The organism is Enterobacter cloacae complex sp. P16RS2 (assembly GCF_014982155.1).
Taxonomy (GTDB): domain Bacteria; phylum Pseudomonadota; class Gammaproteobacteria; order Enterobacterales; family Enterobacteriaceae; genus Enterobacter; species Enterobacter cloacae_M.
This window is the reverse complement of the sequence record NZ_JADCKW010000009.1, coordinates 241,442-254,046: the sequence shown is the minus strand read 5'-3', so window position 1 is coordinate 254,046 and position 12,605 is coordinate 241,442. Positions and strand designations below refer to the sequence as shown.

Annotated in this window: 14 protein-coding genes; 12 read left to right on the top strand and 2 right to left on the bottom strand. The window is 55.5% G+C overall.

The features are described 5' to 3' along the window. The first annotated feature begins 104 nt into the window (after positions 1–104). The 12 genes from blr to gstA all read left to right on the top strand — a co-directional run bounded on the left by blr (position 105) and on the right by gstA (position 10,265). Positions 105–230, top strand: a complete 126-nt coding sequence (gene blr / locus INF68_RS06275) for a division septum protein Blr (RefSeq protein WP_168112406.1) — start codon at positions 105–107, stop codon at positions 228–230. 231 nt (positions 231–461) lie between these two features. Then, positions 462–677, top strand: coding sequence for a transcription modulator YdgT (gene ydgT / locus INF68_RS06270; RefSeq protein ID WP_013096896.1), 216 nt, complete (start codon positions 462–464; stop codon positions 675–677). Positions 678–763: 86 nt separating this feature from the next. Further along, positions 764–1,204, top strand: a complete 441-nt coding sequence (locus INF68_RS06265; protein WP_109844362.1) for a DUF2569 domain-containing protein — start codon at positions 764–766, stop codon at positions 1,202–1,204. A 76-nt stretch (positions 1,205–1,280) separates the two neighbouring features. Beyond that, positions 1,281–1,862: an electron transport complex subunit RsxA gene (gene rsxA / locus INF68_RS06260; protein ID WP_014883581.1), complete on the top strand. Its 582-nt coding sequence runs from the start codon at positions 1,281–1,283 to the stop codon at positions 1,860–1,862. Continuing rightward, positions 1,862–2,440, top strand: a complete 579-nt coding sequence (gene rsxB, locus INF68_RS06255; protein WP_023335457.1) for an electron transport complex subunit RsxB — start codon at positions 1,862–1,864, stop codon at positions 2,438–2,440. The genes rsxA and rsxB overlap by 1 nt, the downstream gene beginning before the upstream one ends. After that, a complete protein-coding gene (gene rsxC / locus INF68_RS06250; RefSeq protein ID WP_109844364.1) occupies positions 2,433–4,454 on the top strand; it encodes an electron transport complex subunit RsxC in 2,022 nt (673 codons plus the stop codon). The genes rsxB and rsxC overlap by 8 nt, the downstream gene beginning before the upstream one ends. Then, positions 4,455–5,507: an electron transport complex subunit RsxD gene (gene rsxD, locus INF68_RS06245; protein ID WP_109844365.1), complete on the top strand. Its 1,053-nt coding sequence runs from the start codon at positions 4,455–4,457 to the stop codon at positions 5,505–5,507. Positions 5,508–5,517: 10 nt separating this feature from the next. Then, positions 5,518–6,138 carry an electron transport complex subunit RsxG gene (gene rsxG / locus INF68_RS06240; protein ID WP_023311375.1) on the top strand — a complete coding sequence of 207 codons (621 nt, stop codon included), beginning with the start codon at positions 5,518–5,520 and terminating at the stop codon, positions 6,136–6,138. A 2-nt stretch (positions 6,139–6,140) separates the two neighbouring features. Further along, a complete protein-coding gene (locus tag INF68_RS06235; RefSeq protein ID WP_023311374.1) occupies positions 6,141–6,827 on the top strand; it encodes an electron transport complex subunit E in 687 nt (228 codons plus the stop codon). Next, a complete protein-coding gene (gene nth / locus INF68_RS06230) occupies positions 6,824–7,459 on the top strand; it encodes an endonuclease III (RefSeq protein ID WP_008500570.1) in 636 nt (211 codons plus the stop codon). The genes INF68_RS06235 and nth overlap by 4 nt, the downstream gene beginning before the upstream one ends. Positions 7,460–8,050: 591 nt before the next feature. Continuing rightward, a complete protein-coding gene (gene dtpA, locus INF68_RS06225; protein WP_023311373.1) occupies positions 8,051–9,559 on the top strand; it encodes a dipeptide/tripeptide permease DtpA in 1,509 nt (502 codons plus the stop codon). 100 nt (positions 9,560–9,659) lie between these two features. Further along, positions 9,660–10,265, top strand: a complete 606-nt coding sequence (gene gstA, locus INF68_RS06220) for a glutathione transferase GstA (protein ID WP_048977464.1) — start codon at positions 9,660–9,662, stop codon at positions 10,263–10,265. Positions 10,266–10,325: 60 nt separating this feature from the next. Here gstA and pdxY read toward each other — a convergent pair whose 3' ends face one another. Both pdxY and tyrS read right to left on the bottom strand, forming a co-directional pair. Further along, positions 10,326–11,186 carry a pyridoxal kinase PdxY gene (pdxY, locus tag INF68_RS06215; protein WP_193525280.1) on the bottom strand — a complete coding sequence of 287 codons (861 nt, stop codon included), beginning with the start codon at positions 11,184–11,186 and terminating at the stop codon, positions 10,326–10,328. A gap of 66 nt (positions 11,187–11,252) precedes the next feature. Then, entirely contained in the window at positions 11,253–12,527 is a 1,275-nt protein-coding gene (gene tyrS, locus INF68_RS06210) for a tyrosine--tRNA ligase (protein WP_047648003.1), read from the bottom strand. Between the last annotated feature and the right edge of the window lie 78 nt (positions 12,528–12,605).

The window sequence follows — 12,605 nt, the reverse complement described above, 5'->3', positions numbered from 1 at the left end:
TTAAGGGAACCGTTCCCAAAGCGCTTGCCGTCGGGGAAACGTCGCTGTAACATTTGCGACCTGTATTTATGGATAAAGTACAACTACGAATCATGACGTCAATTATTAATCGAATCATTGAATTAGCGGGATGGATTGTCCTTGGGGTTTCGGTCATTTTGCTGGGCGTTGCCAGCCATATCGATAACTACCAGCCGCCGGAGCCTGTCACAGTCGCCCAACCTAAGTAACCGGTTACTGCAATAAATAGTGACATAATATGTCAGTTACTTATTGCCAGCCCTGGTGAACACGGTTAACCTTCTCTTCCAGGCATCGTCTGATGCCTGAATTTCAGCAAAGAAAACTCCTAATTTCGTCGCGTTACCTGAGTGGGCTGTTTACGTCTTTATTAATCCGTTTATTATTCGAACGAATTACCTTAACTGGTATTACTCACTTTTATATGGAAACTTATTAATATGACAGTTCAGGACTATTTATTAAAATTTCGCAAGATCAATTCGCTTGAGAGCCTGGAAAAACTGTTTGACCATCTGAACTACACCCTGTCGGATAATCAGGACATCATTAATATGTATCGCGCCGCTGACCATCGCCGTGCGGAACTGGTTTCCGGAGGTCGTTTGTTCAACGTGGGTGAAGTGCCTAAGTCCGTATGGCGTTACGTTTTATAAGAAAGTAGCCATCCGCGCGAAATGTTATATACTCTCCGCCCTGCAAACTGGCTGTACAACATTTCGCGCAGATTATGGGAGAGTTCATGACCGCAAAGCCTGGAGATCGCATTGGAGGCTGGTTAATCGCCCCACTGGCATGGCTGCTGGTTGCCTTATTAAGCGCATCGCTTGCGCTGCTGCTGTATACCACCGCACTGATTACCCCTCACGCCATCCAGACACTGATGTCGCAAAGCGTGCTGAATATTGCGATGTGGTTTGTGTCGTTCATTTTCGCAATTGGAATGTGGTACTACACCCTGTGGTTGACCATCGCTTTCTTTAAGCGCCGCAAAAGTGTACCTAAACACTACATTATCTGGCTGCTGATTTCGGTTCTGCTGGCGGTGAAAGCCTTTGCTTTTTCGCCCGTATCAGACGCTCTGGCCGTTCGTCAGCTGCTTTTCCCGTTACTGGCCGCCGCGCTGCTGGTCCCCTATTTCAAGCGTTCGACGCGGGTGAAAAACACCTTCGTGAACCCGTAATAACCTTACAGATAACCTGTTGTCGCCTGCGTGAGTTTGTCCGATAATAGGCGGCTTTTTTATTTCAGGCTAAATAATGACCGATTACTTACTGCTCTTTGTCGGCACCGTGCTGGTTAACAACTTCGTTCTGGTGAAGTTCCTTGGCCTGTGCCCGTTTATGGGCGTGTCCAAAAAGCTGGAAACGGCGATGGGCATGGGGCTGGCGACAACCTTCGTCATGACGATGGCGTCCATCTGCGCGTGGTTGATTGATACCTGGATCCTCATCCCGCTGGGGTTAATCTATCTTCGTACGCTGGCTTTTATTCTGGTCATTGCGGTTGTTGTGCAATTTACTGAAATGGTGGTGCGTAAAACCAGCCCGGCCCTCTATCGCCTGCTGGGTATCTTCCTGCCGCTGATCACCACCAACTGCGCCGTTCTCGGCGTTGCGCTGCTGAACATCAACCTTGGCCATAACTTCATGCAGTCGGCGCTGTACGGTTTTTCCGCCGCCGTCGGTTTCTCATTTGTTATGGTCCTGTTCGCGTCGATTCGCGAGCGTCTGGCGGCAGCGGATATCCCTGCGCCCTTCCGCGGTAACGCGATTGCGCTGGTGACCGCGGGTTTAATGTCTCTGGCCTTTATGGGCTTTAGTGGTCTGGTGAAGTTGTAATGAATGCTATCTGGATTGCCATCGCCTCTATCAGCGTCCTGGGGTTGGTGTTTGGCCTTATCCTGGGTTACGCCTCCCGCCGCTTCGCGGTAGAGGACGATCCCGTTGTTGAAAAAATTGATGAGCTTTTGCCGCAAAGCCAGTGCGGGCAGTGCGGCTACCCGGGCTGCCGTCCCTATGCCGAAGCGGTAGGGATTCAGGGTGAAAAAATTAACCGCTGCGCCCCCGGCGGCGAAGCGGTAATGCTGAAAATTGCAGCCCTGCTTAACGTCGATCCGCAGCCCGTTGATGGCGATGCGGATGTGCAGGAACCGGTTCGCGCCCTCGCCGTGATCGACGAGGCAAACTGCATCGGCTGTACCAAATGTATTCAGGCCTGCCCGGTTGACGCCATTGTTGGCGCCACCCGCGCCATGCACACCGTCGTGGCGGATCTGTGCACCGGCTGTAACCTCTGCGTGGCCCCCTGCCCGACGCAATGTATTGAGCTGCGCCCGGTTGAAACGACTACCGAAAGCTGGAAGTGGGATCTTCAAACCATTCCGGTTCGCATCATTCCTGTGGAACAACATGCTTAAGTTATTTTCTGCTTTCAGAAAAGAGAAGATTTGGGACTTTGACGGCGGTATTCATCCGCCAGAGATGAAAACCCAGTCCAACGGCACGCCGCTGCGTCAAATTCCGCTGGCGACGCGTTACGTCATGCCGCTCAAGCAGCATATTGGCGCTGAGGGCGAGCTGTGCGTGAAAGAAGGCGATACGGTTCTTCGCGGTCAGCCTCTGACCTTTGGCCGTGGACGCATGCTGCCAGTGCACGCCCCCACCTCCGGTAAAGTGGTGGCGATTGCCCCTCATACGGTGGCTCATCCGTCCGCTCTATCGGAGCTGAGCGTGATCATTGAAGCCGACGGTGAAGACCGCTGGATCGATCGTGACGGCTGGAGCGACTACCGCAGCCAGAGCCGCGAAGCGCTTATCGAACGTATTCATCAGTTCGGCGTCGCCGGGCTGGGCGGCGCGGGCTTCCCGACCGGCGTCAAGCTGCGCGGCGGTGGCGATAACATCCAGACGTTGATTATCAACGCCGCCGAGTGCGAGCCGTATATCACCGCAGACGATCGTCTGATGCAGGATTGTGCCGCTCAGGTGGTGGAAGGCATTCGCATCCTGGCGCACATTCTGAAGCCGCGGGAAGTGCTGATTGGTATCGAAGACAATAAACCGCAGGCCATCTCGATGCTGCGCGCCGTGCTGGCGGGCAGTCACGATATTAGCCTGCGCGTTATCCCGACCAAGTACCCTTCTGGCGGCGCAAAACAGCTGACGCAAATTCTCACCGGCAAGCAGGTGCCGCACGGCGGACGCTCTTCGGATATCGGCGTGCTGATGCAAAACGTCGGCACCGCCTATGCGGTGAAACGCGCGGTGATTGACGGCGAGCCGTTGACCGAGCGCGTGGTGACGCTGACCGGCGAGTCGGTTTCCCGTCCGGGCAACGTCTGGGCGCGTCTGGGTACGCCGGTGCGACATCTGCTGGAACAGGCTGACTTTTGCCCGGCCAGCGACCAGATGGTGATCATGGGTGGCCCGCTGATGGGCTTTACGCTGCCGTGGCTGGACGTTCCGGTAGTGAAAATCACGAACTGTCTGCTCGCTCCTTCCCCCACCGAAATGGGTGAAGAGCAGGAAGAGAAAGGTTGCATCCGCTGCAGCGCCTGTGCCGATGCCTGTCCGGCGGATCTGCTCCCGCAGCAGCTGTACTGGTACAGCAAAGGCCAGCTGCACGACAAGGCAAAATCCCATAACCTGGCCGACTGCATTGAATGCGGCGCCTGCGCCTGGGTCTGCCCAAGCAACATTCCGCTGGTGCAATACTTCCGTCAGGAGAAGGCCGAGATTTATGCCATTTCCATGGAAGAAAAACGCGCCGCGGAAGCCAAGGCACGTTTCGAAGCGCGTCAGGCGCGACTTGAGCGCGAAAAAATCGCCCGTCAGGAACGCCATAAGCAGGCCGCCGTTCAGCCTGCCGGGAAAGATCAGGATGCGATCAACGCCGCACTGGCGCGCGTTCGCGAGAAAAAAGCCGATGCCGCCCAGACGGTGGTGATCCAGGCCGGGGAAAAACCGGATAACAGCGAAGCGATTGCCGCCCGCGAAGCGCGAAAGGCTGCGGCTCGCGCGCGTCAGGCGGAAAAAGCGCAAACGGTTCAGGCAGATACTGAGGTCGACCCGCGTAAAGCGGCCGTTGAAGCGGCGATTGCCCGGGCCAAGGCCCGTAAAGCTGGAGAGCAGCAGGTAGTCGTCGAGCAAGAAGCGGTCGATCCACGCAAAGCCGCCGTTGAAGCGGCGATTGCTCGCGCCAAAGCCCGCAAGGCTGCGCAGCAGGCGCCAGAGGCAGTATCAGAAGCACCACCGGTCGACCCGCGTAAAGCCGCCGTCGAAGCGGCGATTGCCCGCGCTAAAGCCCGTAAGGCTGCGCAGCAGGAAGAGCCGCAGGCCGCCAACGATGACCCGCGCAAGGCCGCCGTCGCCGCCGCCATTGCGCGCGTTCAGGCGAAGAAAGCCGCACAGCAAGCCGTAAACGAGGATTAAATGGTTTTCAGAATCGCAAGTTCCCCTTACACCCACAACCAGCGTCAGACATCACGCATTATGATGCTGGTCTGCCTGGCCGCGCTGCCGGGCATTGCCGTTCAGTGCTGGTTTTTCGGCTGGGGAACCCTGTTCCAGATAGCCCTGGGCTGCGCCAGCGCCGTCGCGGCGGAAGCGCTCGTCCTGAAGCTGCGTAAGATGGCGGTGTCACGTATTCTGGCTGACAACTCAGCGCTGCTGACCGGCCTGCTGCTCGCCATCAGTATTCCGCCGTTTGCCCCGTGGTGGATGGTCATGCTCGGTACCGTGTTTGCCGTGATCATTGCCAAACAGCTGTACGGCGGGCTCGGCCATAACCCGTTTAACCCGGCGATGATTGGCTACGTGGTGCTGCTGATCTCCTTCCCGGTGCAGATGACCAGCTGGCTGCCACCGCACGAGATTGCGGCCACGGTTCCGGGCTTTATGGATGCCCTGCACGTTATCTTTACCGGCCATACAGCGCTCGGCGCTGATATGAACGCCCTGCGCATGGGCGTGGACGGTATCAGCCAGGCGACGCCTCTCGATACCTTTAAAACGTCCCTGCATGCCGGGCACAGCGTTGATCAGATCATGAAATCCGCGATTTACAGCGGCATGCTGGCGGGTGCGGGCTGGCAGTGGGTCAACCTGGCGTATCTGCTGGGCGGCCTGTTCCTGCTGCAGCAGAAAGCCATTCGCTGGCATATTCCGGTTAGCTTCCTCGTGACGCTGGCGGTTTGCGCCACGCTGGGATGGGTATTCTCTCCTGAATCACTCGCCAGCCCGCAGATGCATTTGCTCTCCGGTGCGACCATGCTGGGCGCCTTCTTTATCCTGACCGATCCGGTTACAGCGTCAACGACTAACCGCGGCCGCCTGATCTTCGGTGCGCTGGCAGGCCTGCTGGTATGGCTGATCCGCAGCTTTGGCGGTTACCCGGACGGCGTCGCGTTTGCCGTCCTGCTCGCCAACATTACCGTTCCGCTCATCGACTATTACACGCGTCCGCGCGTGTACGGCCATCGCTAAGGGTTTCGCCATGTTAAAAACGATGCAAAAACACGGCGTCACGCTGGCTGTCTTCGCCGCGGTCCTGACCGGGCTGACGGCCCTGGTTAACTCGTTAACCAAAACGACCATCGAAGAGCAGGCTTCAAAGCAGCAAAAGGCGCTGTTCGATCAGGTGATCCCATCAGATTTCTACGATAATGACCTGCAAAAGAGCTGCTTTGTGGTAGACGCACCGCAGCTTGGGAAAGGCTCTCACCGCCTCTTTATTGCCCGCAAAGGGGATAAACCGGTAGGCGCGGTGATGGAAGCGACGGCGCCCGACGGCTATTCCGGCGCCATTCAACTGCTCGTCGGCAGCGATTTCTCCGGCACAATACTGGGTACCCGCGTGACGCAGCATCATGAAACGCCGGGCCTGGGCGATAAAATTGAAACCCGTCTGAGCGACTGGATTTTGCACTTCGCCGGTAAAGTTATCCATGGCGAAGGGGATACCGCGTTTGCGGTGAAGAAAGATGGCGGCGAGTTCGACCAGTTCACCGGCGCAACCATCACGCCGCGCGCCGTGGTGAACGCCGTAAAACGAGCCGGGCTGTATGCCGAAACGCTGCCCGCGCAAATCAACAATCTTCCGGCCTGTGGGGAGTAATCATGAGCCAGGTTAAAGAGGTTATTGTCCAGGGGTTGTGGAAGAACAACTCCGCGCTGGTCCAGCTTCTGGGGATGTGCCCACTGCTGGCGGTAACGTCCACCGCCACCAACGCGCTCGGTCTGGGTCTGGCAACCACGCTGGTGCTGACCCTGACCAACCTCTCCATCTCCGCCCTGCGCCGCTGGACGCCGTCGGAAATTCGTATTCCGATTTACGTCATGATCATTGCGTCTGTTGTTAGCGTCGTACAAATGCTCATCAACGCTTACGCATTCGGCCTGTACCAGTCGCTTGGGATCTTTATTCCCCTTATCGTCACCAACTGTATCGTCGTTGGCCGTGCGGAAGCGTTCGCGGTGAAAAACAGCCCCGCCATGTCGGCGCTGGATGGTTTTTCCATTGGAATGGGTGCCACCTGCGCCATGTTCGTGCTGGGCTCGCTGCGCGAGATCCTCGGTAACGGTACGCTGTTTGACGGCGCAGATGCGCTGCTGGGCGGCTGGGCCAAAGCGTTGCGCGTTGAAGTGTTCCACACCGATACGCCATTCCTGCTGGCAATGCTGCCCCCTGGCGCGTTTATTGGCCTTGGCATGATGCTGGCGATAAAATACCTGATTGATGAGAAACGTAAGCGCCGCGCGGCTGAGCGTAGCGTTCTGGAAGGAACACCCGAGAAGGCTTCATGAATAAAGAAAAGCGCATTGCGATCCTGACCCGTCTGCGGGACGAGAACCCGCATCCGACGACGGAGCTGAACTTTACCTCCCCGTTTGAGCTGCTGATCGCGGTGTTGCTCTCTGCGCAGGCGACCGATGTAAGCGTCAATAAAGCCACTGCCCTGCTCTATCCGGTCGCCAATACGCCAAAAGCCATGCTGGAGCTGGGCGTGGAAGGCGTGAAGTCCTATATCAAAACCATCGGCCTGTTTAACAGCAAAGCCGAGAACGTCATTAAGACCTGCCGGATCCTGCTTGAACAGCACGGGGGCGAAGTACCGGAAGATCGCGCCGCGCTGGAAGCCTTACCGGGCGTGGGGCGTAAGACTGCGAACGTGGTGCTCAACACCGCGTTTGGCTGGCCGACCATCGCCGTGGATACGCATATTTTCCGCGTGTCTAACCGGACTAACTTCGCGCCGGGGAAAAATGTTGAGCAGGTCGAAGAGAAGCTGTTAAAGGTGGTTCCGGCCGAATTTAAGGTTGATTGCCATCACTGGCTGATTCTGCACGGTCGCTATACCTGTATTGCCCGTAAGCCTCGCTGCGGCTCCTGCATTATTGAAGATCTCTGCGAATACAAAGAAAAAGTGTATCCCTGATCGTCACAATCCCTTAATAAAAGAAGGGCTACCAGACACCCTTCTTTTGGCCGTTATTTGTCCGTCTTTCGTTCCCTCTGACCTGTCACTTGTTCGGTTGTTTAACGCTCAAACAGGTTAATACTTTTTTCATAGCCAAAAATTTCTATACATCTGTGATCGCGATCACCCTGATAACTTCATGTTGAATTTTTGTTGTCAAAACCCGCCTAAACCCATTGTCTGACAAGATACTCTCCTTCTATCACCGAAGATAAGACCAGCTATTTTTCAGAATATGGGCTATATCACTGCGCCAAGCGGCAAATAGCAGAACATATCGCCAAAGGCCGGTTGAAGTGGGTTAGTGCCAGTCGAAAAAACTACCTTTAATCATCGTATGAAATTTAACGCTGAATAACATTTATATGAACCGACGATTATACCACTTCAGATATATGTAACAGATTATTACAAACGTATTGCCAGATGGGGCAGGATAGTGAACATTACCCGCCGTTTCTCCTCCCAATATAACTATAAGGCGTATGGACGACGGCCATCACGCTATGAACACCCCCGTTAATATGGGATGTAAAAAAAGAGGTATATGTGTCTACTGCAAACAATAAACCAACAGATGAAAGCGTAAGTCTTAACGCTTTTAAACAGCCTAAAGCGTTCTATCTCATCTTCTCTATCGAGTTATGGGAGCGTTTTGGTTATTACGGCCTGCAAGGGATCATGGCGGTTTACCTGGTAAAACAGCTGGGTATGTCCGAAGCCGATTCCATCACGCTGTTCTCTTCCTTTAGTGCTCTGGTGTACGGTCTGGTCGCAATTGGCGGCTGGCTGGGTGATAAAGTCCTCGGGACTAAACGTGTCATCATGCTGGGCGCCATTGTCCTGGCGATTGGCTATGGTCTGGTTGCATGGTCAGGGCACGATGCCGCTGTCGTGTATATGGGTATGGCGACGATTGCCGTCGGTAACGGTCTGTTCAAAGCAAACCCGTCCTCCCTGCTCTCTACCTGCTACAGCAAAGACGATCCGCGTCTGGACGGTGCATTTACCATGTACTACATGTCCATCAACATCGGTTCGTTCTTCTCGATGCTGGCAACCCCTTGGCTCGCGGCGAAATTCGGCTGGAGCGTGGCGTTTGCGCTGAGCTTCGTGGGTATGCTGATCACCGTGGTGAACTTCCTGTTCTGCCGCAGCTGGGTTAAAGACTACGGTTCAAAACCTGACTTCGAGCCTGTGCATATGGGCAAACTGCTGGCCACCATCGTGGGCGTTGTTGTCCTCGCGGCAATCGCCACCTGGCTGCTGCACAACCAGGGTATCGCTCGTGCCGTTCTGGGCGTGGTTGCGCTGGGTATCGTGGTTATCTTTGCGAAAGAAGCGTTCGCCATGCAGGGTGCTGCCCGTCGCAAGATGATTGTGGCGTTCATTCTGATGCTGGAAGCGATTATCTTCTTCGTGCTGTATAGCCAGATGCCAACCTCACTGAACTTCTTCGCCATTCGTAACGTTGAGCACTCAATTCTGGGCATCGCGTTCGAACCGGAACAGTATCAGGCGCTGAACCCGTTCTGGATCATGATTGGTAGCCCGATTCTGGCCGCTATCTATAACAAGATGGGCGACCGTCTGCCAATGCCGCACAAGTTTGCGATCGGTATGGTGCTGTGCTCCGGCGCGTTCCTGGTGCTGCCGCTGGGTACCAAATTTGCCACCGACGCGGGTATCGTGTCCGTTAACTGGCTGATCCTGAGCTACGCGCTACAGTCTATCGGTGAGTTGATGATCTCCGGTCTGGGTCTGGCGATGGTTGCACAGCTGGTTCCTCAGCGTCTGATGGGCTTCATTATGGGTAGCTGGTTCCTGACCACTGCCGGTGCGGCAATCATTGCGGGTAAAATAGCGAACCTGATGGCTGTGCCTGAAAACGTCACTGACCCACTGGTCTCCCTGAACGTCTACGGCACCGTGTTCATGCAGATTGGTATCGCTACTGCGGTTATTGCAGTTCTGATGCTGCTGACCGCGCCGAAACTGAATCGTATGACTCAGGACGACGACAAGACGGCTGAAGCGACCAAAACCGCTACCGCGTAAGATTATTGAGAAACGACGAGCCGCTAATGCATATTAGCGGCTTTTTTTTTGTCCGTTGGCGCACTAACATAGCTGAAACCTCAGCAAAAAGGAGTTACCGATGAAACTGTTCTACAAACCGGGCGCGTGCTCTCTTGCTTCCCATATCACCCTGCGCGAGAGCGGCAAAGATTTCACGCTGGATGGCGTTGATCTGATGAAAAAGCGTCTGGAAAATGGCGATGATTTTCTTGCCATTAACCCCAAGGGACAAGTTCCGGCTCTCCTGCTGGATGACGGTACTCTGCTGACCGAAGGCGTCGCGATAATGCAGTTCCTGGCCGATAGCGTACCCGATCGTCAGCTGCTGGCACCGGTCAGTACCATTTCTCGCTATAAGACGCTGGAATGGCTGAACTACATTGCGACCGAACTGCACAAAGGCTTTACTCCCCTGTTCCGCCCGGATACCCCAGAAGAGTTTAAGCCGACCCTGCGTGCGCTTCTTGAGAAAAAGCTGCAGTACGTTAACGAATCGCTGAAAGACGAACAGTGGATTTGTGGTTCGCGCTTCACGATTGCCGATGCTTATCTGTTTACCGTGCTGCGCTGGGCGCGCGCGGTTAAGCTGAACCTGGAAGGGTTAGACCATATTGCATCGTATATGAAACGCGTGGCAGAGCGTCCTGCAGTGGCTGCGGCGCTGAAAGCGGAAGGGTTGAACTAACCGAGCGGCCTGTGTTGCCGGGTGGCGCCAACGCTTACCCGGCCTACACGTTTTGGCCGGCTATAACCGGGTTGCGCTGAAATAGTGCTCCGGCTTCGCGATACGATCCTGTGCCGCAATCACCTGCAGTTCATATTCCTGCATCTCTTTCGTCGCAATCATGATTTCGTACACCGCCGCGGTAACGTGCTCCAGCGCGTCGCGTATCGTCGCCCCCTGCAGCAATTTCACCAGCAGCAGACCGCTGGTGACATCCCCGACCCCAACCGGCTGGCGCAGGCCGAAATCAACCAGCGGGCGGCTGATATGCCAGGCGTCATCTTTCGTCACCAGAAGCATCTCAAAACGGTCCTGACTCAGCCCTGCGCGCGCAAGGTGTTTTACCAGCACAACTTCCGGCCCCTGAGCGATCAGCTCACGAGACGCGCTTACCGCCTCTTCAACGCTATTAACCGGATGCTCGCAGAGAATTTCGAGTTCGACCAGGTTTGGCGCAATGATATCGCTGGCGGGCAGCGCGTGGCGGACGTGAAACTCTGCAACGCCAGGCGCCACGATGCAGCCTTTCTCCGGGTGGCCCATAACGGGGTCGCAGAAGTATTTTGCCGCCGGGTTTGCGGCTTTCACCTGGCGTACGATACCGAGGATATGCTCCCCCTGCTCCGCTGAGCCGAGGTAGCCGCTCAGCACGGCGTCACAGCGTTTAAGCTGGTCGATATCGGCAATCCCCTGCACAACCTCGCTGAGGTGCGAAGGCGGCATTACGCAGCCGGTCCATTTGCCGTATTGCGTGTGGTTAGAGAACTGTACGGTATTAAGGGGCCAGACGTTGACGCCGAGGCGACGCATCGGGAATTCCGCGGCGCTATTGCCAGCGTGTCCAAAAACAACGTGGGACTGAATGGCGAGGATGTTCTTCATTTTTTTCTTACCAAACCCTGAAAAAACAAAAGGGGCGTGGTTTCCCACGCCCCTGGAGACTGTTAATTATTTCCAGCAGACAAGGCAGTAGTTTTTCTTACCGCGACGCAGCAGCGTGTAGCGGCCATACAGACGGTCACCGTCAACGAAGGTGTATTCCGGGTCGGCCTGTTTCTCACCGTTGATGGTGATAGCGTTAGACGCGATGGTTTTACGCGCCTGACCGCGCGAAGGCTGGAGCTCGGAGTCCACCAGCGCCTGCATCAGGTCAGCCCCTTTTTCCATCTCAACCATCGGCACACCGTCCTGCGCCAGCTGTTCGAAGTCCGCTTCGCTCAAATCGCTCAGGGTACCGTTGAACAGGCTTGCGGTAATGCGTTTTGCCGCGGCCAGACCTTCTTCACCGTGAACCAGTTTAGTCACTTCGTCCGCCAGCACGTACTGAGCGCGCGGTGCTTTACCGCTGTTCTTGTCTTCTTCTTCCAGCGCGTTGATCTCTTCAATGTCCATAAAGGTGAAGAACTTCAGGAAGCGGTAAACATCGGCATCCGCCGTGTTGATCCAGAACTGGTAGAACTTGTACGGGCTGGTTTTCTTCGGATCGAGCCACACCGCGCCGCCTTCGGTTTTACCGAATTTGGTGCCGTCGGCTTTGGTGATCAGCGGAACGGTCAGACCAAAGACCTGGTTCTGGTGCAGACGACGGGTCAGGTCGATACCGGAGGTGATGTTACCCCACTGATCGGAACCGCCAATCTGCAGGGAAACGCCGTGCAGCTTGTTCAGGCAGGCAAAGTCATAACCCTGCAGCAGGTTGTAGGAGAACTCGGTAAAGGAGATACCCTGGTCGTCACGGTTCAGACGCTGCTTCACCGCCTCTTTGTTAATCATCTGGTTAACAGAGAAGTGCTTGCCGATGTCGCGCAGGAAGGTCAGCACGTTCATGCTGCCAAACCAGTCGTAGTTGTTCGCGGCAATGGCAGAGTTATCACCACAGTTGAAGTCGAGGAACGGTGCAACCTGTTTGCGGATCTTATCTACCCACTCCTGCACGGTATCTTCGGTATTCAGTTTACGCTCAGCGGCTTTAAAGCTTGGGTCACCAATCAGGCCGGTCGCGCCACCCACCAGGGCAACAGGCTTATGGCCCGCCATCTGGAAGCGTTTCAGGCATAACAATGGAACAAGATGCCCCAAATGCAAGCTGTCAGCGGTGGGATCGAAGCCGCAATAGAGCGCGATCGGGCCTTGCGCCAGTCGCTCTGCTAACGCTTCCTCGTCCGTCACCTGGGCCACGAGGCCCCGCTCTTGCAATTGTTTAATCAAGTTACTGCTTGCCATCAAATTCTCCATGTATAAACGACTGCACCTTTGCCGGTACACGACTTTTCGCCTGATGCGAAAGGAACATAGAATAAA

Excerpts from the sequence above, each read along its gene's own strand:
- ydgT (WP_013096896.1), top strand. The coding sequence starts at position 462 with ATGACAGTTCAGGACTATTTATTAAAATTTCGCAAGATCAATTCGCTT.
- INF68_RS06265 (WP_109844362.1), top strand. The coding sequence starts at position 764 with ATGACCGCAAAGCCTGGAGATCGCATTGGAGGCTGGTTAATCGCCCCA.
- rsxA (WP_014883581.1), top strand. The coding sequence starts at position 1,281 with ATGACCGATTACTTACTGCTCTTTGTCGGCACCGTGCTGGTTAACAAC.
- rsxB (WP_023335457.1), top strand. The coding sequence starts at position 1,862 with ATGAATGCTATCTGGATTGCCATCGCCTCTATCAGCGTCCTGGGGTTG.
- rsxC (WP_109844364.1), top strand. The coding sequence starts at position 2,433 with ATGCTTAAGTTATTTTCTGCTTTCAGAAAAGAGAAGATTTGGGACTTT.
- rsxD (WP_109844365.1), top strand. The coding sequence starts at position 4,455 with ATGGTTTTCAGAATCGCAAGTTCCCCTTACACCCACAACCAGCGTCAG.
- rsxG (WP_023311375.1), top strand. The coding sequence starts at position 5,518 with ATGTTAAAAACGATGCAAAAACACGGCGTCACGCTGGCTGTCTTCGCC.
- INF68_RS06235 (WP_023311374.1), top strand. The coding sequence starts at position 6,141 with ATGAGCCAGGTTAAAGAGGTTATTGTCCAGGGGTTGTGGAAGAACAAC.
- nth (WP_008500570.1), top strand. The coding sequence starts at position 6,824 with ATGAATAAAGAAAAGCGCATTGCGATCCTGACCCGTCTGCGGGACGAG.
- gstA (WP_048977464.1), top strand. The coding sequence starts at position 9,660 with ATGAAACTGTTCTACAAACCGGGCGCGTGCTCTCTTGCTTCCCATATC.
- pdxY (WP_193525280.1), bottom strand. The coding sequence starts at position 11,186 with ATGAAGAACATCCTCGCCATTCAGTCCCACGTTGTTTTTGGACACGCT.
- tyrS (WP_047648003.1), bottom strand. The coding sequence starts at position 12,527 with ATGGCAAGCAGTAACTTGATTAAACAATTGCAAGAGCGGGGCCTCGTG.